The sequence below is a fragment of the Streptomyces sp. NRRL S-646 genome, assembly GCF_000720765.1.
Classification (GTDB): Bacteria; Actinomycetota; Actinomycetes; order Streptomycetales; family Streptomycetaceae; genus Streptomyces.
The window spans coordinates 67527-87786 of record NZ_JODC01000004.1 but is presented as its reverse complement, the minus strand read 5'-3'; the positions used below and the strand labels follow the sequence as shown (position 1 = coordinate 87786).

At 70.0% G+C, this 20260-nt stretch carries 13 protein-coding genes and 1 pseudogene; 6 read left to right on the top strand and 8 right to left on the bottom strand.

All coding sequences use genetic code 11. The features are described from left to right. Window position 1: 1 nt before the first annotated feature. Together IH68_RS0108620 and IH68_RS0108615 are read right to left on the bottom strand one after the other, a co-directional pair. Window positions 2-1126, bottom strand: a complete 1125-nt coding sequence (locus IH68_RS0108620; RefSeq protein ID WP_234341278.1) for a glycoside hydrolase family 53 protein — start codon at window positions 1124-1126, stop codon at window positions 2-4. A 202-nt stretch (window positions 1127-1328) separates the two neighbouring features. Continuing rightward, window positions 1329-6542 carry a family 43 glycosylhydrolase gene (locus tag IH68_RS0108615; RefSeq protein WP_030930913.1) on the bottom strand — a complete coding sequence of 1738 codons (5214 nt, stop codon included), beginning with the start codon at window positions 6540-6542 and terminating at the stop codon, window positions 1329-1331. A gap of 200 nt (window positions 6543-6742) precedes the next feature. On the opposite strand from IH68_RS0108615, the gene IH68_RS0108610 reads away from it, so the two are divergent. Further along, window positions 6743-8158 carry a phytoene desaturase family protein gene (locus IH68_RS0108610; protein WP_030930911.1) on the top strand — a complete coding sequence of 472 codons (1416 nt, stop codon included), beginning with the start codon at window positions 6743-6745 and terminating at the stop codon, window positions 8156-8158. Window positions 8159-8170: 12 nt separating this feature from the next. Here the strand turns inward: IH68_RS0108610 and IH68_RS52855 are convergent. After that, window positions 8171-8416 (bottom strand): annotated as a pseudogene (locus tag IH68_RS52855) (LysR family transcriptional regulator); the annotation flags it as partial. 58 nt (window positions 8417-8474) lie between these two features. Here IH68_RS52855 and IH68_RS0108600 point away from each other — a divergent pair. The 5 genes from IH68_RS0108600 (at window position 8475) to IH68_RS0108580 (ending at window position 14921) form a co-directional block, all read left to right on the top strand. Then, window positions 8475-10901, top strand: a complete 2427-nt coding sequence (locus tag IH68_RS0108600) for an ATP-binding SpoIIE family protein phosphatase (RefSeq protein ID WP_030930907.1) — start codon at window positions 8475-8477, stop codon at window positions 10899-10901. Window positions 10902-10903: 2 nt separating this feature from the next. Continuing rightward, window positions 10904-11848, top strand: a complete 945-nt coding sequence (locus IH68_RS0108595; RefSeq protein ID WP_051833300.1) for a LacI family DNA-binding transcriptional regulator — start codon at window positions 10904-10906, stop codon at window positions 11846-11848. A gap of 67 nt (window positions 11849-11915) precedes the next feature. After that, window positions 11916-13160, top strand: coding sequence for an ABC transporter substrate-binding protein (locus tag IH68_RS0108590; RefSeq protein ID WP_030930902.1), 1245 nt, complete (start codon window positions 11916-11918; stop codon window positions 13158-13160). Further along, on the top strand, window positions 13157-14077 hold the full coding sequence (locus IH68_RS0108585) for a carbohydrate ABC transporter permease (protein WP_030930900.1): 921 nt from the start codon (window positions 13157-13159) through the stop codon (window positions 14075-14077). The genes IH68_RS0108590 and IH68_RS0108585 overlap by 4 nt, the downstream gene beginning before the upstream one ends. A 16-nt stretch (window positions 14078-14093) precedes the next feature. Then, a complete protein-coding gene (locus IH68_RS0108580; protein WP_030930897.1) occupies window positions 14094-14921 on the top strand; it encodes a carbohydrate ABC transporter permease in 828 nt (275 codons plus the stop codon). Window positions 14922-14923: 2 nt separating this feature from the next. On the opposite strand, the gene IH68_RS0108575 is transcribed toward IH68_RS0108580, so the two are convergent. The 5 genes from IH68_RS0108575 to IH68_RS0108555 all read right to left on the bottom strand — a co-directional run bounded on the left by IH68_RS0108575 (window position 14924) and on the right by IH68_RS0108555 (window position 20256). Continuing rightward, window positions 14924-15625 carry a gamma-glutamyl-gamma-aminobutyrate hydrolase family protein gene (locus IH68_RS0108575; RefSeq protein WP_030930894.1) on the bottom strand — a complete coding sequence of 234 codons (702 nt, stop codon included), beginning with the start codon at window positions 15623-15625 and terminating at the stop codon, window positions 14924-14926. Then, window positions 15622-17112: an aldehyde dehydrogenase gene (locus IH68_RS0108570; RefSeq protein WP_030930891.1), complete on the bottom strand. Its 1491-nt coding sequence runs from the start codon at window positions 17110-17112 to the stop codon at window positions 15622-15624. Before IH68_RS0108570 ends, IH68_RS0108575 begins: the two co-directional genes overlap by 4 nt. Next, window positions 17112-18602, bottom strand: coding sequence for an APC family permease (locus tag IH68_RS0108565; RefSeq protein ID WP_037884669.1), 1491 nt, complete (start codon window positions 18600-18602; stop codon window positions 17112-17114). The genes IH68_RS0108570 and IH68_RS0108565 overlap by 1 nt, the downstream gene beginning before the upstream one ends. 164 nt (window positions 18603-18766) lie before the next feature. Further along, window positions 18767-19369, bottom strand: coding sequence for a TetR/AcrR family transcriptional regulator (locus IH68_RS0108560; RefSeq protein WP_030930885.1), 603 nt, complete (start codon window positions 19367-19369; stop codon window positions 18767-18769). Window positions 19370-19410: 41 nt separating this feature from the next. Further along, entirely contained in the window at window positions 19411-20256 is an 846-nt protein-coding gene (locus IH68_RS0108555) for a fumarylacetoacetate hydrolase family protein (protein ID WP_030930882.1), read from the bottom strand. Window positions 20257-20260: the final 4 nt, after the last annotated feature.

Here is a 20260-nt window from a genome sequence, read left to right as displayed (position 1 = left end):
GTCACGGAGTCCACTTGATGTTCGGGTTCACGTGGCCGGTCCAGTTGAAGGCGGCCATGTTGTCCCAGCCGTCTCCGCTGTTGTTGATGTCGGCGGGATCCCATCCGTTGCCGGGGACCGCGTACCAGGTCGGCTCCCAGTAGAAGACGCCGATCGCGCCCGCAGTGCGGGCCGTGTTCTGCACGGCCGTGAAGTTGGCCGCCTGGCCCTGCCAGGTGAGGGGGTAGCCCGAGCAGCCGGAGGTGACCGAGTTGGCCGTGCCGTCCGCGTTGCCCGCGGTGAACGGGTACGCCGTCTCGGCGATGATCACGTCCTTGCCGTACCGGGACTTCATGTCGGACACGACGCTGCCCATGTTGGCCGGCGTGCCGTGCCACATGCAGTAGTAGGACAGCCCGGTGATGTCCCAGTTGACGCCCTTGGCCCTGATGCCGTCGTAGAACCAGCGGGCGTGAGCGTCGCTGTCCGCGTCCGCCGTGTGAATGACCACCTTGGTACCGCTGTTGCATGCCTTGGTCGCGTTGTAGCCGGACTTGAGCAGGAGGCTGAGGTTGGTGAAGTCGTTGTTGATCACCTTGCCGTCGTCCCACAGCATGCCGACGTTGATCTCGTTGCCGATCTGCACGCTGTCCGGAGTCGTGCCCTGGGCCTTGAGGCTGTTGCAGACGTCGTACGTGTAGTTGTAGACGTCGGTCTGCAACCGGCTGATGCCGTGCCCGGACCAGGCCGCGGGCTTGTACTGCTTGCCCGGATCCGCCCAGGTGTCCGAGTAGTGGAAGTCCACCAGCAGTTTGAGGCCCTTCGCCTTGACCGTCTTCGCGTACGCCAGGACCTTGGCCTTGTTGTTGTAGCCGCCGGCCGGGTTGTTCCAGATCCGCAGGCGGACGTAGTTCACGCCGGCGCCCTTGAGGATGTCCAGCGGGTCCTTGGCGTTGCCGTTCGCGTCGTAGTACTTGGCGCCCAGGTCGAGTGCCCGCTGTGCCGTCGAGACATCGGCGCCGAGCATGCTGAGCGAGCCCGCGGCGGAGGCGCTCGTCGGCGTGGTGAGCATGGCCGCCGGCAGCGCGGCGGCCACTGCGAGCAGGGCGGCGACCTTCATGGTGCGCCTGGAGCCGTGCACGGACATCCCGATCTCCTTTGACCCGGCGTCGAGTTGACGAGACGCCAACTGCTGAGAACGTGCACAGTAAGGGACGTTGTTGTCATGGGCAATGCAAAGCGCAAGGCGGATGGGACGAACTGGGAACGTGCACACATGGGTGCCCGTCAGCAGAGAGCCGTGCCCGGGGTGTGCCGGGCACGGCTCAGCGGTGTGCGTGGTGGGGGTTCTAGTGCCGGTGGCTTCCGACGGTGACGGTGCCGGTGGTCCTCGTACCGTCCTGGTTGTCGTAGACGACGTCGCCGGTGGTCTTCTTCCAGATCCTGATGCGGTACGTGTCCGGCCTGTCGGTGGCGGTGAGACGGAACCCGTAGCCGCCGTGGCCGTCGACCGTGCCGGAGCCCTGGTAGACGGCCCGGGAGCCGGTGATCACGAGCCAGTCGGAGCCGGTGGAGCGGAAGTTGAGCCGGGCGGCGCCGAAGACGAACACGGCCTCCCCGGTGGGGGTGGCGGCCCCCTTGTGGTAGCGGGCGCCGAAGGTGAACGCCGCCTTGCCGGTCAGCTCCGGCCTGGCCGGGTAGGCGCCGGCCGGTGACGTGATCGTGCCGGCGCCGAACGCCGGACCGGCGGCACGGTCGTAGACGATCACCTCGGGCAGCGTTGTGCTGTCCGTGCCCCCGTCGTCGTCCGAGACGGTGATCACCGGGCGGTGGATGCCTGCGGCGCCGTAGACGTGCTCGGCACGGCAGGCGTCGCCGGAGCCGGTGAGTCGGCCCGATGTCGGTTTGGTGCCGTCCTTCCAGTCGATCGTGCAGGTGTGGCTGTCGGACGTGCCCGGATCGGTGAAGGCAGCGGTGACAACCACCGCTTTCCCAACGGGAGTCGGGGTCACCGGGCCTGTCGCCGAGGTGATCGACGGGGCGGCGTTGGAAACCGTGACCGTGGTGGTGTCGGTGCTGCGGCCGCCGGTCAGGGTCAGCTTGAAGGTGCCGTTGTCGGTGCAAGTGACCGTGGTCCGGGCCGAGTTGGCGTCGGTGACGGTGCACGGGGCACCTTCCTCGACCGTCCACCTGGGCGTACCGGCGCCGGAGATCGTGCCGGCGAGCGGAATGGCCTCGCCCTCGGTGCCGGTGGCGTCCGGACCCGCGTGGACGATGGTGACCGGGTCGATGCTCGTGAGCGTCGGGACGACCCTCTCGATCAGGCCGTCGGAGTCGAACTCCATCTTGTCGATGGTGGTTTCACGGTGGGTGCCGTCTCCGCCGGGGATGGCGAAGCGGTGGTAGGCGATGTACCAGTCGTCGGTGTCGGGCACGTGTACGACGCTGTGGTGGCCGGTGCCCTTGATGCCCTGGGAGAGGTCCTTCGAGAGGATCACGCCCCGCTTGGTCCAGGGGCCGGTGGGGGAAGGGCCGGTGGCGTAGGCGACCCGGTAGTTCTCGTCCCGGGTGTCGTTCTCCGACCACATGAAGTAGTAGGTGCCCTTGCGCTTGATGACGAAGGAGCCCTCGTTGTAACCGCTCGGGGTGATGTCCTTGACCTTCGAGGTGTCGATGGAGGTCATGTCGGCGCCCAATGGCACCACGTACGCGTGGCCGTTGCCGAAGTACAGGTACGACTGGCCGTCGTCGTCGGTGAAGACCGCGGGGTCGATCATCTGGCCGCTGAAGGCCCCCGCCTTCAGGAGCGGCTTGCCGAGCGCGTCCTTGAACGGGCCCGTCGGCGAGTCTGAGACCGCGACACCGATGTTCGCGTCGGCGCAGAAGTAGAAGTAGTACTTCCCGTCCTTCTCGGCGATGGTCGGCGCCCAGGCCCTGCTGTCCGCCCAGGAGACGTCCGGGCCCAGGTCGAGGATGACGCCGTGGTCCTTCCAGTGGACCAGATCGGTCGAGGAGTACGCCTTGAACTGCGTACCGCTCCAGCCCTCGAAGCCGTCGGTCGTCGGGTACATGTAGAAGGTGTCGCCGAATCGGACGATGTTCGGGTCGGCGTTCAGGCCGGGCAGCACCGGGCTCTTCATGATGAGCGCCGACACGGTCCAGGTGCGCTTCTTGCCGTCGGAGCCCGTCACCTCGTACGTCACCGGCTTGCTGAAGTCCTGGACGCTGCCGGAGGCGGGGCTGATCGCCGCGCCGTGGGCCAGGGTGAACTCCGGTGCCAGTGAGGTGAGATCGGTGCCTTCCTCGAGCGGGAGGGTGATCTTGCTGTCGGCGTTGTCGATGATGGCGTCGACCTTCAGATCAGGGTGCGTGGCCTTCGCGATGCCCGCCGTGTTGCCGCTGAGCTCCATGACCTCCGCGGCCGACAGGGCCCGGTCATAGATCCGGAAGTCGTCGACCTCGCCGCCGAAGTACGGGTCGGCCGAGTACAGGGAACGGCCGATGTAGCCGCTGTAGTCCTTGTTCGCGTCGTACAGCTCGGACGGCTTGATGGTGGTAGTGGTGCGCGCCGCCTCGATGCCGTCGACGTAGAGGACCATCGTGCCGGTCGAGCCGTCGAGGGTGACGGTGACGTGCCGCCACTCACCGGGCGTGAGCTGCGAGCCGGCCGTCAGCTTCGACTCCGCCGACCAACTGGCCTTCGTGATCGCCGAGTAGAGGCTGGAGCCGCCGTTGGAGGGGGTGGCGAAGAGGTACTTGTTGCTGTCGGGGCCCAGCCCGAACAGCCACTGGAAGCTGCTGCCGCCCTTCCACTTCGCGTACGTCGACACGGTCACGCTGTCGGCGTTCTTCAGCACCCCGTTCGGGATCTTCACATACGGCGAACTCGACGCGTCCCCCGACATCTTGAACGAGCCGCCCTGCACACCCGTGCCGAAGTCGGGCGTGTGGACGTAGGTGCCATGGTAGCCGTGGCCGCTGGAGTCGCGGGCGATGTTGCCGCCCGTCTCGTCGAAGTCGTAGTGCAGGAGCAGGTCGGCCGGGACGTCGGCGCCCTCCTCCGACACCGTGACCTCGGCCTGGACGGGGAGGGCCGAGCCGTCCGGCAGACTGCCGGTCACGGTGAAGGTTCCGGGGGCCGCGTAGGCCGAGGCCGGGACGTCGTCCCAGGTGACGGCGGTGGGCCGGTCGACCCCGTCGGCGTACTTGGCGATCACGGTGGCCGGCAGGACCGGCGCCTGACCGGTCTTCGTCCTCACCTTCACGCCCTCGACGCTCTCCACCAGCTGGTCGGGCTGGTAGGCGCGCAGCAGACGGTCGTACTCGGCCTGGGTGACGGGCAGAACGGTGCCGTGGCGGGGCCTGGCCGGCAGGTCGTAGCCGGTGGACGGGGTCCAGTTGCCGGAGGCCAGGTCCGTCGTCTCGAAGGGGATGTAGCCGCGGCCGCCGAACTCGTCGAGGAAGGCGTACCACTTGTCCTCGGTGTTGGACTTGAACACCAGCGGCCCCTCGGCCGCGCTCATCGCGCCCTTGCCGATGCCCTCGGCGACCGGGTCCCAGGAGCCCAGGATCGAGTCGCTCTTCTCCTCGAAGATGAACTTGCTGTTGGGGGTGGAGGAGGTGTTGTTCCGCTCGTCCTTGGACAGGCGGTAGTACGTCCCGTCGTGCTGGATCATCGTGGAGTCGATGACCGAGTAGCCGCGGTCGATCCACACCTTGGGCTCGCTGAAGGTGTAGAAATCGCGGGTGGTGGCGTACATCATGCGGTTGTACGTGTCGCCGCCGTGGTCGGCGTTGTCGTACAGCTTCGACGCCCAGAAGACCACGTACTCGCCGCGCTTCGCGTCGTAGAACGCTTCAGGTGCCCAGGTGTTGCCGGCGCTGTCGGGGGAGATCTTCACCAGCCGCTGGTTCGTCCAGTGCACCAGGTCGGTGGACTCCCAGATCATGATCGACTTGCTGCCGGTGCGCTGGGCGGCATCCCAGTCGCCGTTGCCGTAGATCCTGAGGTCGGTGGCGATCTGGTAGAACTTGTCGCCCTCGGGGGAGCGGATGATGAACGGGTCGCGCAGGCCCTTCTCGCCGAGCGTGGAGGTGAGGACGGGCTTGCCGTCGTTCAACTCCCGCCAGTGCAGGGGGTCGTTGCCCTTGCTGAGGGCGTTGTAGATCTGTTCGCCGTCCGCGGTGCCCTCGCCGGTGAAGTAGCTGAACATGTAGCCCTTGAGGGCTGCCTTGGCGGGCAGTTCGGGCACGTGCGCGGTGAAGGTGCGGGTGGCGGTCGCCTCGCCCTTGGTCACGGTGGCGGTCAGCTCGACGGTGGCGGCGCCGTCGCCGTGCGCGGGGCGGTGGACCACACCATCGGCGGAGACGACGTCCGCCTTCGCGGAGGACCAGGCGACCTTCGTGTCGTAGGAACCGCTTGCCGGGAGGGTGAGGTTGCCGCGTGCGTCGTCGAGGTTGTGGACGGTCAGCGCGTCGGCGGCCTGCCGGGTGGCGGTGGCGTCGTCGAAGTCGGGCAGGACCGTCACTTCGAAGGTCCGGGTGTCGGTGACCGTGCCCTTCTTCAGGGTCGCCGTCAGCGTGGCGTGGCCGTCCGGTGAACCGGCGGCGGGGCGGGCGACCTTGCCGGAGTCCGAGACGACCGCGGTGTTGTCGCTGGCCCAGCTGATCGTGGAGCCGCCGGCCGTACCGGTCTTCGGCAGGTCCAGGTCGGCGGTGACGGCGCTGGTGTCACCGAGGTTCAGGGCCGCCTTGTCGTCCGCGACGCCCTGTGTGTCGACGGGGAGGGCGAGTTGCTCGACCTCCGAGCCGGCCAGTGCGCGGTCGTATACGCGGAAGTCGCGGATCCGGCCCTTGAAGAGCTTGTCGCCGGAGTACACGGACTTGCCTATGTAGTTGGCGGTGGTGGTGCCGGAGCCGATCGCGCCGGGGGTGATGGTCACCGACGTGTTGCGGCCCACCTCGACGCCGTCCTCGTAGAGCACGCCCGTGGTGCCGGTCTGGGTGTAGGCGAGGTGCTTCCAGACCGCGCGGGTGAGGTTGTGGGAGTCGGACGGCTTCGTGGTCTGTTCCGTCGACCAGTTGCCGGTCGCCACCGAGGTGCGCAGGGAGTTGCCGGTGGTGAACAGGTAGCCGTTGCCGTTGCCGCCGCTGGAGTTGCCGAAGCCGTAGAGGAAGTACGGCGTGGTCTGCGCGGAGTCGAGGAGCACGTCCAGGGAGACGGTGATCGAGTCCATGCCCTTCATGACGTCGTCCGGCACCTTGATGTAGGTGTCGGACCCGTTGAAGGCGAGCCCCTTACCGGACGCCGACCAGTCGGCGGTGCCGCTCACCGTGCCGTCGCGGCCGTTGCCGGAGGCGTCGCTCACGGTGGTCCCGGATCCGGCGTCGAGTTTGTACCACAGGGCCAGACCGTCGGTGAGGTCCGAGGCTTCGGCCGTCTGGGCCGCCTGTGCGGGGAGGGCGGGACCGGCGAGGGTCAGGAGCATCGCGGCGGCGGTCAGTCCGGCGAGATGGCCCGCCAGGCGTCTCGCGCGGCCGGGAAGTCGTGCGCTGTGCGTCATGTCGGGATTCCCTGCTGAGACATGGCTGATGACGGGGAGAAAGGCGGGATGCGAGCAAGCGGGAGCCGGCCGACAGCGCGTTCGCCGCAGGCCTGGTGTTACGTGGAGGTGACGTCGTGTTGCGAGAGTTTCAATCGGCGTCCTGTGGGGCGTCAAGAGGTTTCGAACGATGTGCGACAGGTCGAACGAAAGGAGTCGGGATGAGTACGGCGACCGTCGTCGGTGCCGGGCCCAACGGTCTGGCCGCCGCCGTCGCCCTGGCCCGGGCCGGCCTGCGGGTCACGGTGCTGGAGGCGGCCGACCGGATCGGCGGCGGCACCCGCTCCGGCGAGGCGATCGTGCCGGGGCTGCTGCACGATTTCTGCTCCGCCATCCACCCCATGGCCGTCGGCTCGTCGTTCCTGAACGAACTCGGCCTCGATCGGTACGGGTTGCGGTGGGCGTGGCCGGAGATCGACTGCGTGCATCCGCTCGACGGCGGCACGGCCGGGGTGCTGCACCGCTCGGTGACCGCGACCGCCGCCGGTCTCGGCGCCGACGGCCGGACCTGGCGGCGGCTGTTCGAGGGGCCGTCGGCGGCGTACGACACCTTCGGCGACGACATCATGGGCCCGCTCCTGCGCCTGCCCCGGCACCCGATCCGCCTCGCCCGCTTCGGTGCTCCCGCGCTCGCCCCCGCCTCCCTGCTGGCGAAGGCGTTCAGGACCGAGGAGGCCAGGGGCCTGTGGGGCGGGGTCGCCGCGCACGCCTTCCACCCCCTGGAACGGCCGCTGACCGCAAGCATCGGGCTGGGCATCGTCACCGCCGGCCACTGCTACGGCTGGGCCGTGGCCGAAGGGGGATCGCGCCGCATCACCGACGCCATGGCGGCGCTGCTGCGTGAACTCGGGGGGACGATCGCGACCGGGGTACGGGTGCGGTCGGTCGCCCAACTCCCGCACGCGGACGTGACCTTGTGGGACGTGGCGCCCACCGCCCTGGCCGACATCCTCGGCGATCTGCTGCCGCCCCGGATCGCCCGCGCCTACCGGCGCTACCGCTACGGACCGGGAGCGTTCAAGGTCGACTTCGCGGTCGAGGGCGGCGTCCCCTGGCGGGCGGAGGCGGCACGGCGGGCCGGCACGGTGCATGTCGGCGGCACCTACGCCGAGATCGCGGCGACGGAGCGGGACATCCACGCCGGGCGGATGCCTCGGCGGCCGTTCGTCCTGGTCGGGCAGCAGTACCTGGCCGACCCGTCACGGTCGGCCGGCGACATCCACCCCGTGTGGTCGTACGCCCACGTCCCGAACGGCTACACCGGCGACGCCACCGAGGCGATCACCGCCCAGATCGAGCGGTTCGCACCCGGCTTCCGGGACCGCATCATCGGCACCGCGGTGCGCACCACGCCCGGCTTCGCCGAGTACAACCCCAACTACGTCGGCGGCAACATCATGACCGGCGCCACGGACATCCCCCAGCTCCTCCTCGGAACACGCCCCACCCTGCAGCCCTACGACACCGGAGTCCCCGGCCACTATCTGTGCTCCGCGGCCACCCCGCCCGGCGCCGGCGCCCATGGAATGTGCGGAGCCCATGCCGCGGCCCGAGCCCTGCGGCGGCTGCGCGCGTGACGCCTCGACGGCCTCGGTCAGGGAGGTGGCGATGTCCGCCTCCGCACGCTCCAGGCGTTCGAGGACCGCTTCGGTGTGGGCAACGAGGATCTCGGCCTGTGCGGTCGGCCGCACCCGCCGTCCGACCGGTTCCAGCAGCGGGACACCCACTTCGGCTTCCAGCTGGGACAGCTGCTGGGAGACCGACGAGGGGGCGTAGGACAGGGCGGCGGCGACGGCCGCGAGGGTGCCGCGGTGGCCCGATCTGACTTGTCCGATTCCTGCCCGACGCGCACCCTGGGTCTGTGAGGACCCTCACCGCGCGAATAGAGCAAGAATGGCCACTTACGATCAGGGAGACGGTCACCGCGGGTGGTCAGCCGAGGTCGCGACGGTCACCGTCAGCATGGACGGCATCGTCACGGGATGGAGCGAGGGCGCTCGGCGGCTGCTCGGCCACCGCGCCCCGGACGTCGTAGGACGTGCCGCGGCCGATCTGCTCCTCGGCCGCGAGGCTCCCCAGGCGGCGGGGTTCGCCCTCACCGGCTCCCAGGAATGGAGCGGCACGGCGGCGCTGCAGCATCGGGACGGTCACCGCGTCGAAGTGACCCTGCACGCCCATCCGTCGCTGGGCGGCGACGGCACACCCCAGGGGTTCGTCGTCGCCGTCACCGTCCCTTCCGCCGATTCCCGGCCCGACCGGGCGATGGTGGAGTGGGCCTTCGCGCAGTCCTCGATCGCGCTCGCCGCCTATTCCACCGCCTCCCGCTCATGGCATCTCAACGCGGCCGCCGAGCGCGGCGAGCCCATCTCCGACGCGGGCCCGGAGCAGCCCGGGTCAGCCCTCGCAGAGGAAGGCTTCCTCCGCTGCGTCGGGCGGGTCGCCGACGAGGCCACGCCGATGCGCTATGAGCGCTCCGCCCCGCAGCCGTCCTCCGCACCCGTCCCGGCTCGTCAGCCGGCCTGGATCATCGAGCTGTGGCCGGTGCGGGATCCCGCCAGCGGCGAGGTCGTCGGTGTGGGCACCGCCGCGTTCGACAGCAGTGACCAGCATTCCGCGCGGCAGCGGCTGGCCCTGCTGCAAGAGGCCGGCACCAGTATCGGCACCACCCTCAATGTGACCCGCACCGCCAAGGAGCTCGCCGCTCTCGCCGTGCCGCGGCTCGCCGACTTCGCCAGCGTGGACCTGCTCGACTCCGTGCTGCGCGGGGAGGAACCGGTACCCGGCCCGGTCGACGCGACCGTGGTGCTGCGCAGGGTCGCCCACCGGTCCGCCACCCGCGGCGACGTGGTGCCCGACGCCGCCGTCGACCTCGGCGAGATCGACGACTACCCGCCGTTCTCGCCCCCCGCCCGCTGCCTGACCAGCGGGCGACCGCTGCTGAGCGGGGCCGACGATCCCGACTTCGTCCGCTGGACCGCCGGGCGTGAGTCGCGCACCGCGGCGGTCGAGACGTACGGAATCCACTCCGCCATCGCGACCCCGCTGCGCGCCCGCGGCAGCACCCTCGGCGTCGCGGTCTTCGTCCGGACCGAAGGCTCGCCACCCTTCGAACAGGACGATCTGATGCTCGCCGAGGAACTCGCCGGCCGGGCGGCCGTCGGCGTCGACAACGCGCGCCGCTACACCCGGGAGCGCACCAACGCCCTCACCCTCCAGCGCAGTCTGCTCCCCCGCGACCTGCCCAAACAGGCGGCCGTCGAGGTGGCGTACCGGTATCTGCCGGCCGGCCGAGGTGCGGGAGTGGGTGGCGACTGGTTCGACGTCGTGCCCCTGTCCGGCACCCGTGTCGCCCTCGTCGTCGGCGATGTGGTCGGGCACGGCATCCACGCCTCCGCCACCATGGGACGGCTGCGCACCGCGGTGCGCACCCTCGCCGACGTGGACCTGCCGCCGGACGAACTCCTCACCCACCTCGACGACCTGGTCATCCATCTCTCCACGGACAGGGAGGACATTTCCCCGGGCGAGTCGTACGTGGCCAGTGGCGAGATCGGTGCGACCTGCCTCTACGCCGTCTACGACCCCGTCTCCCGTATCTGCACCTTCGCCAGCGCGGGCCATGTCCCGCCCGCCGTGCTGCTCCCCGACGGCACGGTCAGCGTCGTCCGCCTCACCCCCGGTCCGCTGCTCGGCGTCGGCGGGCTGCCCTTCGAGGCCACCGAACTGGAGCTGCCCGAGGGCAGCCTGCTCGCCTTCTGCACCGACGGTCTGATCGAGGCGCGCGACCGCGATGTCGGCCTCGGGCTCGAACGGCTCTGCGAGGCGCTGGCTGCTCCCGTCCCCTCCCTGGAGGTCACCTGCGACACCATCCTCAAGGCCCTGCTGCCGGAGTCTCCCGCCGACGACGTGGCCCTGCTCCTGGCCCGCACCCGTGCCCTGCACGCCGACCAGGTCGCCGCCTGGTCCCTGCCGTCCGACCCTGCGATCGTGGCCGACGCCCGTGCCCAGACCTCCCGCCAGCTCGCCGCCTGGGGGCTGGAGGACGCCGCGTTCGTCACCGAGCTGGTGGTCAGCGAACTGGTCACCAACGCCATCCGCTACGGGGCCGTACCGATCGGCCTGCGGCTGATCCGGGACCGGACCCTGATCTGCGAGGTGTCCGACGCCAGCAACACCGCCCCGCACCTGCGCCGGGCCCGCACCTACGACGAGGGCGGGCGGGGGCTGCACATGGTCGCCCAGCTCACTCAGGGCTGGGGCACCCGGCAGACCTCCGTGGGCAAGACCATCTGGGCCGAGCAAACCCTCCCGGCCGGCTGACCATGGCCGCGCCCGTCACAGACGAGGGTCGCGGCGGCGGAACCCGCACGCTCGGACTGCTGTACCCGCCGGCCGGACGCCACCGCGACTACACCACCATGCAGCTCGCCTTCGTCGGAGGGATCGCCGAAGCGGCCACCGCCCACGGCTACGACCTGCTGCTGTCGCCGGCCGACCGGCACGACGACCCCTCGTTCCTGCGGATGATCAGCGACCGGCGGGTCGACGGCGTGATCGTCATGGAGATCCGCCGGGAGGACGACCGCGTCGAGCGGCTGGCCGAGGAGGGTTTCCCCTTCGTGGCCATCGGGCGCAACCACCGGACCGACGTGTCCGGCTGGGTCGACCTGGACTTCGCCGGTCTGGCCGGGGCCTGTGTCCAGCACCTCGCCGACCTGGGCCACACCAGGATCGCCTTCGCCAACCGGTCCGAGCAGTTGTTCGACAGCGGGTACGGGTTCGCGCGGTTCGGCGACGAGGGCTACACCGAAGCGATGAAGAAACTCCTGCTCACCCCGCGCGCATACCTCTGCGGCGACGACCTCGCCTCGGGGGAGCAGGTCGTGGAAAGAATCCTGCTGGACGACCCGCTGACCACTTCCCTGGTCACCCTGAACGAGGCGGCCCTGGAGGGCGTCTACCGCGGCCTCACCCGGCACGGCCGCAGCGTGCCGCGCGACTTCTCCGTCGTCGGCGTGGCGGCCAGCCCCTGGGCCGAGCAGGTGACCCCGGCGCTCACCGCCGCGGGGATCCCCGCCAAGGAGATGACCAGGGTCGCCGTCGACCTGATGATGCAGCGGCTGCGCTCACCCGACTCGCCGCCCCGGCACGTCCTGCTGAAACCCCTGATCACCCTGCGTGCCAGCACAGGACGGTGCCGTCCGGTGCCGGGCTCGGAACCCGAGGCGGAATTCCCCGATTTCCCCGAATTCGGCATGGAATTCTGATACGTCGGTTTCCGGCACGTCGGCTTCGTGCCAGAAACCGACGTCCGACCATCTCCGGGAGCTGTCCATGTCGTACCCCCTCGACCGCCGCGGTTTTCTGCGCACCTCGGGCACCGCAGCAACGGCGGCTGCCCTCGGCCTCGGCGGCGCCCTGACCTCCTGCAGCCCGGGCACCTCGGGCCCGGTCACCCTCACCTGGTGGGACTACTTCACCCTGGACAACTTCCAGCCCGGAATGAACCGCCTGATCAAGGACATCGAGGCCGGCGTCCCCGACGTGAAGATCGAGCGGCGGACCTTCCCGTTCGCCGAACTCGACCGGCAGATCGCCCTGGCCGCCATCTCCGGCGACCTGCCGGACATCGCCATCGTCGACAACGTCGCCATGAACACCCTCGGCGGCAGCCATCTGCTCGCCGACCTCACCACCATGGTCGAGAAATGGGGACAGGCCGACCGGTACTACAAGGGCCCCTGGTCCGGCTGTCAGGTCGGCGGCAAGACCCTCGGCATCCCCAACAACAGCAACTGCCTCGCCCTGTACTGCAACACCGCGATGCTCAAGTCCGCCGGTGTGAAACCCCCCACCACCTGGGACGAACTGGCCTCCGCCGCCCACCGGCTGACCAGCGGCGACCGCTACGGCCTGGCCCTGAGCGCGATCAAGACCGAGGAAGGCGTCTTCCAGTTCCTGCCGTTCCTGTGGCAGGCGGGCGGCGACCTGGACACCTTCAGCACATACGGTGCCACCGCGCTGTCGTTCCTCGACGAACTGATCACCAAGGGGTCCCTGTCCGAACAGTGCGTGGGCTGGACCCAGCAGGACGCCAACACCCGGTTTCTCAACCAGCGCGCCGCCATGCAGATCAACGGCCCCTGGCAGGTCCCCACCCTGAAGAAGGCCGCCTTCGACTGGAACGTGGTCGCCCTGCCCCGGGACAAGGCGGCCGCCACCTGCCTGGGCGGGGAGAACTGGGTCGTGATGGCGAGCAGCAAACACGTGGACAAGGCATGGGAGGTCCTTCAGTACACGCAGCGCCCGTCGGTGCTGGTGCCCTACCTGGTGTCGTTCGGCGACCTGCCCTCCCGCAAGGACCTTGCCGACCAGGGCACTTGGGCATCCGACCCCGCTCTGCGGCTCTTCCTCAGCCAGCTGCCGCTGGCCCGCCCGCGCCAGTACGGCGCGCACTACGCAGAGGCCTCGCAGGCGGTCGCGGAGGCGGAGCAGGCGGTGCTCGCCGGGTCCGCGTCCCCCTCCGCCGCGGCCAGGACCGCGGCCGCCAAGATCGACAAGGCGCTGGGCAACCGATGAGCCGGACCCCGTCTCCCTCCGCACGCCTCCGACGCGAGGGCTACCTGTTCTGCCTCCCGGGAATGGCCTTCCTCGCCCTCTTCCTGGCCTACCCGCTCCTCTACAACGTGTGGACGTCCGTCCACGACGTCGACCTGGGCCAACTGCTGGGCGGGGCCGCGCGGTTCAATGGCCTCGACAACTACCGGACCGTGGCCCGCGACCCGGCCTTCTGGCACTCCGTACGCCTCTCGCTGATCTTCACAGGGGGCTCGCTGCTGCTCCAGTTCAGCATCGGCTTCGCCCTGGCCCTGCTCTTCGCCCGCCCCTTCCCGCTGGGCGGGCTGCTGCGGTCGCTCCTGCTGGTGGCCTGGCTGCTTCCGCCCGTGGTCAGCGGCACCCTCTTCCGCTGGCTGCTGGACGCGGAGTCCGGCGCCTACAACGCCCTGCTAGAAGCGGTCGGCCTGGGCGCCCTGTCCCACGACTGGCTCACCGACCCCTCCACCTCCCTGGCCGGTGTCGTGTTCGCCAACATCTGGGTCGGGGTGCCCTTCAACATGCTGCTGCTCCTGGTCGGACTGCACACCATCGACCCCGAACTCCATGAGGCCGCCGCCCTCGACGGCGCGGGTGCCGGGCGGCGCTTCCGTCACATCACGCTCCCGCTGATGCGGCCGGTCGCGGTGACCGTCCTGCTCCTCGGCCTCGTCTACACCTTCAAGGTCTTCGACCTCGTCTTCGTGATGACGGGCGGCGGCCCCGTCGACGCCACCCGCGTGCTCTCCCTCTACGTCTACGAGGTCTTCTTCACGTTCTTCCGGTTCGGCCGGGGCGCTGCCGCCGGTCTGCTGCTGCTCGTCGTACCGCTGCTCGCGGGCGTGTTCTACGTACGACGGCTGCGGCGCGAGGAAGCGGCGTCGGCGGGCGGTGCCGTATGAACGCGGCGGGCGCCGTATGAAGCCGCCACGCCACCCTTGGCTGTTCACCGCGATCGCCACGGTGATCACGGCGGCCTTCCTGCTGCCGGTGTACTGGATGGCGAAGACCAGCCTCACCCGGCCGGACCGCATCGAGGCGCCCACCCCGCAGTGGGTGCCCGCTCCCGTCACCGGCGAGAACTACTCGACGGCACTGGGCTATTCGGGGTTGACCCGGGCCCTGCTCAACAGCCTGGTCATCTCCTGCGGGGTGGTGGCGCTGACCCTGCTGCTGGGCGTTCCGCTCGCCTACGCGCTCGCCCGGATCCGGATGCGCGGTTCGGGGGCGATGGTGCTCGCGCTCCTGGTCGCCCAACTCCCGCCCGCCATCGTGCTGGCGGCACCCCTGTTCATCCTGGAACGCCGGGCCGGTCTCGCCGACACCTACCTGGGCCTGATCCTCGCCGACACGACGCTCACACTCCCCTTCACGGTGATCGTGCTGCGTCCCGTACTGCGCAGTGTGCCGCCAGAGTTGGAGGAGGCCGCCCAGATCGACGGCTGCGGACTGCCGGGCGTACTGCTCCGTGTCGTCCTTCCGCTCATGGTGCCCGGAGTGGTCGCGGCGGCGGGGCTGTCCTTCCTGATCGCCTGGGGCGAGTTCCTGTTCGGCCTCACGCTCACCCAGGGACCCGACGTCCAGCCCGTCACCGTCCTGCTCAACTCCTTCGTCGGGCAGCACGGAACGTCTTGGGGTGCCCTGATGGCCACGGCCACGCTCGTCAGCATCCCGGTGGTCTGCGTTTTCTCCCTCTTCCAGCGCTTCATCGTCGGCGGACTGACCGCGGGCAGCGTGCGGGGCTGACGTCAGTGCCCGTTCCGGGCCGCTCGTACCAGGGCGTCGAAGAGGCCCTGCTGCGCGGCGTCCTCGTGGGCGGTGTCCTCCGGGTGCCATTGAACGGCCGTGAACCAACCGTAGGAACCGGTGAGTTCGAGTCCCTCCACCGTGCCGTCCGCGGCGCGCGCGGTGACCGTGAGCCCCGTGCCGGGGCGGTCCACCCGCTGGTGGTGGTAGCAGGACGCCTCCACCTTCTGCACGCTCGTGGCCCGCTCCAAAAGGGTGCCGGCCTGGACGGCCACCGGGTGCACGACGTGCCGGTGCGCGCGTTCCGGACCGCCCATGTCCTGGTGCAGGGTGCCGCCGAGGGCGACGTTGACGACCTGGAGGCCGCGGCAGACCGCCAGCAGGGGCAGGCCCGAGTCCAGGGTCGTACGGGCGAGTTCGAGGTCGAAGGCGTCCTGGAGGTCGTCGACGTCGTACACGGTGTCGTGGATGTCGGTGGCGCCATAGCGGTGCGGGGCCAGATCGCCGCCTCCGGGGAGCAGGACGCCGTCGAAGCGGGCGAGACGGGCGGCGACCTCGGAGTGCGCGGGGTGGATGCCGACCGGTTCGCCGCCCGCGCGCCACACCGCCTCGATGAGCGCGCGGGCGTTGACCTCGGCGGCGTACCGCAGGGCTGAGGTCGTGGCGGAGAAGCGCGCGGGGATCGCTATCAAGGGCCGCGTCACAGCTGGATCCAGGTCGTCTTGAGCTCGGTGTACTTCTCGATGGCGTGCACGGACTTGTCACGCCCGTTGCCCGACTGCTTCATGCCGCCGAAGGGCACGGTCAGGTCGCCCTCCTCATAGCAGTTGACCCAGACCGTGCCGGCCTTCAGCGCCCGGGAGGCCTTGTGGGCGGTGGGCAGGTCGGAGGTCCACAGACCGGCTGCCAGGCCGTACTCCGTGGCGTTGGCGAGTCGTACCGCCTCGTCCAGGTCGTCGAAGGTGAGGACGGACAGGACCGGGCCGAAGATCTCCTCGCGGGCCAGTCGCATGCCGGGGGCCACCTGCTCGAAGACGGTCGGTTCCAGGAAGCTGCCGCCGGTGTCGGTGAGGGTGCGGGAGCCGCCCGTGCGCAGTCGCGCGCCTTCCTCGCGGCCGGTGGCGATGTGGTCGAGGACGCGCTCCAGATGGCCTTCGCCGACCAGGGCGCCCATCTCGGTCGCCGGGTCCAGGGGGTCGCCGACCCGCAGTGCGCGGGCCCGGGCCACGATCGCATCGGTGACGCGTTCGGCGACGGAGGAGTGCACCAGCAGCCGGGAGGGTGCGGTGCACATCTCGCCCTGGTTGAAGAAGATGCCCCAGGCGGCGGTGGCGGCGGCCTTCTCCAGGTCGGGGGCGTCGGGGAGGATGATGTTCGGTGACTTGCCGCCCAGTTCCAGCCAGACCCGCTTGAGGTTGGAGTCGGCCGCGTAGCGCAGGAAGTGGCGGCCCACCGCCGTGGATCCGGTGAACGCCAGGACGTCCACGTCGGGGTGCAGGCCGAGCGCCCGGCCGGCCACCGGCCCGTCGCCGGTCACGACGTTGAGCACGCCCGGCGGCAACCCGGCCTCGGTGGCGAGCCGCCCCAGCAGCAGGGCTGACAGGGGTGAGTTCTCGGACGGCTTCAGTACGACCGTGCAGCCCGCGGCCAGCGCCGGGGCGACCTTCCAACTCGCCAGTGTCAGGGGGAAGTTCCACGGCACGACGGCGCCCACGACGCCCGCCGGCTCACGGGTGACCAGGGCGAGGGCGTCCGGGGCGGTGTGCGGGGACTCGTCGGTGAGTTTGTCCGCCAGCTGCCCGTACCAGCGGAAGGTGTTGATGGCGGCGCGCAGTTCGATGTCGTGCGCGTCCGTGATCGGCTTGCCCATCTCCAGGCTGATGGTCAGCGCGAGCTTCTCCCGCTGCTCTTCGAGGAGTTCGGCGATGCGCAGCAGAATCCGGCCGCGGTCGGCGGGCGCGAGACGTGGCCAGGGGCCGGAGTCGAAGGCCCGGCGCGCGGCGGCCACGGCCAGGTCGACCTCGGCGGGCCGGGCGTCGGCGATCTCGGCGAGGACCTGTCCGTCGCGAGGCGAGACGACGGCGAATGCGGGGCCGCCGCCCGGTTCGTCCACCCCGTCGATGTGGTGCCGGGTGGGCAGCTCCAGAACCTTGGCGCGACGCAGCAGATCGTCGTGGGCGAGGGCCGGCATCAGCTGTCCGCTCCCTGGTCCTGGAGGTTTCCGGATGGTTCGGATCGATGCCGGTGCCGGGTCAGGTGCGCTGCGACCAGCCCCAGGACCAGCACTGCCGGGACGGTGAGCTGGAGCCAGACGGCGGTGGCCTGGTCGCCGCCGATGAGCGTGGTGAAGTTCGCGATGATCAGCCAGATACCGCCGGCGATGCCGAGTGCGCCCAGAACCGGTGCGACCAGGGTGTTCCAGGTCCGGGTGTCGGCCCGTGAGCGACGGAAGAAGACGACCACGGAGACGGAGGTCAGGAAGTACAGGAGCATGATCCCCAGGACGGCGACGCCGCTGAACCAGGAGAAGAGCGTCAGCACCGGGTCCTTGCCCAGCGCTGCGAACGGCATGACCAGGGCCACCGCGACCACCGTCTGGACGATCCCGGCCGCCCAGGGGGAGTGGCGCCGGTTCAGCGAGGTCAGCCGGTGCGGCAGCAGTCCTTCGCGGCCCAGGGAGAACAGGTAGCGGTTGGCGGAGTTGTGGAACGCCAGGATGCCGGCGAACAGCGAGGTGGCCAGCAGGACGGGCAGCACATCGCCGGTCCACGCGCCGAACTGCGCGGAGATGGGCGCGAAGACGAAGGACGTGGCGTCGCCCGATGCCAGCGCCTTGCCGGCCTCGGCGGTCGCCCTGGACGCGCCGTGCGCGGAGATCAGCATCCACGAGGTGAAGGTGAAGAAGCAGGTGATCACCGCGACCGCCAGGTAGGTGGCGCGTGGGACCGTCTTCCGGGGCTCCCGGGCCTCCTCGCCGTAGATGGCGGTGGCTTCGAAGCCGATCATCGACGCCACGGCGAACATCAGCGCCACGCCGGGGGCGCCCTGGAGCGCGGCGTGCGGAGAGAAGCTGTCACCGAAGCCGAGCCCCTCGGGGCCGCCGCCCTTGAAGAAGGTGACGAGGGCGAAGACGGTCAGGATGCTGAACTCCGCCAGGACGAACACGGCCAGGACCTTGGCGCCCATCTCGATCCCGGCGGCACCGAGGACCTGGACGAGCGCCATGGTGACCAGCGTGCAGACCCACCAGGCGACGTGTACGTCCGCGTAGTGCTGGATGAGTCCGCTCACCGTCGCGCCGTAGAGCCCGTACATGGCGGCCTGGACGGAGCAGTAGGCGAGGAGGGCGACGCCGGCGCTGCCGGAACCGGTCGAGCGGCCCAGGCCCTTGCCGATGTACATGTAGAAGGCGCCGGCGTCCACGACGTGGCGGCCCATGGCGACGAAGCCGATGGAGAACAGCAGGACCACGAGCCCGGCCGCGAGATACGCGGCGGGGGTGCCGGCGCCGTTGCCGATGGCGACGGCGATGGGGACGGCTCCGGCGATGCCGGTCAGCGGTGCCTGGGCGGAAAGGACGAAGAAGAGGATGCCCAGGACACCGAGGGAATCGGGCTTGAGCCTGCCGGTCATGGATGAATCCTGCGCGCTGTGCGGGGATACCGCCGTCTGACTGTCCACTCGGATCACCTGTCGGGGACGGGGAGGGATGGTGGTTCGTTTAGGGCCAAACGAGTTGCTTCATGGTGTGCTGGAACTATCCGTTTGGCAAGGGGGTGGCCGGAGTTTTCTCCGCAACCGGAAAAGGCCCCGGGAAACGCCCCGGGGCCTTGAAAAACTGCAGCTCAGGAGTCCGCGTCGAGGAGTCTCAGCAGGGCGCGCAACTGCTCCAGGGCGGCGTCCGTGACCTCCGGCTCGCCGAAGACGAGCTGGTGCAGCACCAGGCCGTCGAGCGCGGCGAAGACCAACCGGGTCATCGCCTGGTCCGCGCCGGCCGGCAGCATACGGTTCAGCTCGCGCCGGGTGGCATCGAAGTACTCGTCGTACAGCGCGCGCAGCTGCGGCAGCAGCTCCGGCCTGCGGCGCGCCTCGAGCAGCAGCTCGTACTGGAACGCCTGGGTGCCCGGATCCGCCGTGACCATGTCGGAGAGCCCGGTCGAGAAGTCCGCGACCTTGCCGGTGCCCGGTTCGAGGGCGCTGGTGCTCAGCGAGGTGCGGATCGTGTGGGCGAGGGCCTCCTCGATCAGCGTGTCGCGCGAACCGAAGTGGTGCACGACGAGCCCGTGGGTGACCCCGGCCTCCTCCGCGACGGCCCGGTAGGTGAGCTTGCGCAGACCGCCCCTCGCCACCACGCGTACGGCCGCGTTCAGCAGGGCCTCGCGCCCCTCGCCGTACTGCAGGCGCTTGCGTGGCTGTCGGCCCTTCGGGGCGTCTGCGGACTCGGTCATGCCGGTGACCCTACCGGTATCGCTGAGCAGGCCCTTCGGCATCAGCGCCGGGGCGGCCGGATGCCGCGGAACTCCCAGTCGCCGCCGAGCGCGGTGGACAGCACCTCCTCCGATTCGGTGGGCTGGGCGCCTACGTCGGAGCGGATCGGGGCCGGCCCGGTGACGATGTGGTTGGTGAGTCGGCCCAGGCCCTCGACCTCGACCTCGACGACGTCGCCGGGCTGTACGGGGCGGGAGTTGGCCGGGGTGCCGGACAGCAGCACATCCCCCGGACACAGGGTGATGGTGCGGGCGATGTCGGCGACGAGATAGTGCATGTCCCACTTCATCTCGTCGGTCGAACCGTCCTGTACGACCTCGCCGTTGACGTACGTCCGCAGGCTCTTGCCGTGGAAGTCCCAGTCGGTGACCAGCCCGGGGCCGAGCGGGCACAGCGTGTCGGAGCCCTTGACGCGGAGCATGGAACCGGCGTCGGTGTCGCGGAAGTCGTGCAGGCCGTAGTCGTTGGCGACGGTGTAGCCGGCGATGTACTCGCCCGCCTCGGCCGGGGAGATGTTGCGGGCGGTCCTGCCGATGACGATGGCGACCTCGCCCTCGTAGTTGAGCCACTTGCAGCCCTCGGGCCGGACGATCGCGCCCTGGTGGGAGTTGAGGGCCGAGGTCGGCTTGTGGAAGTACGTGGGCGTGTCCGGGAGGTCGATCTGGAACTCGTCGACGCGGCTGCGGTGGTTGAGGTGGACGGCGATCACCTTCGACGGCACGACCGGCGGCAGGTGCTGCGCCTCCTCGGTCTTGATGCGGCGGCCGTCCCCGGCGACGAGTTCGTCCCCGTCGACGGTGACCTGGACGGCGGCGCCGTCGAGGAGGATGCGGCGGTATTCGGGCATGGCG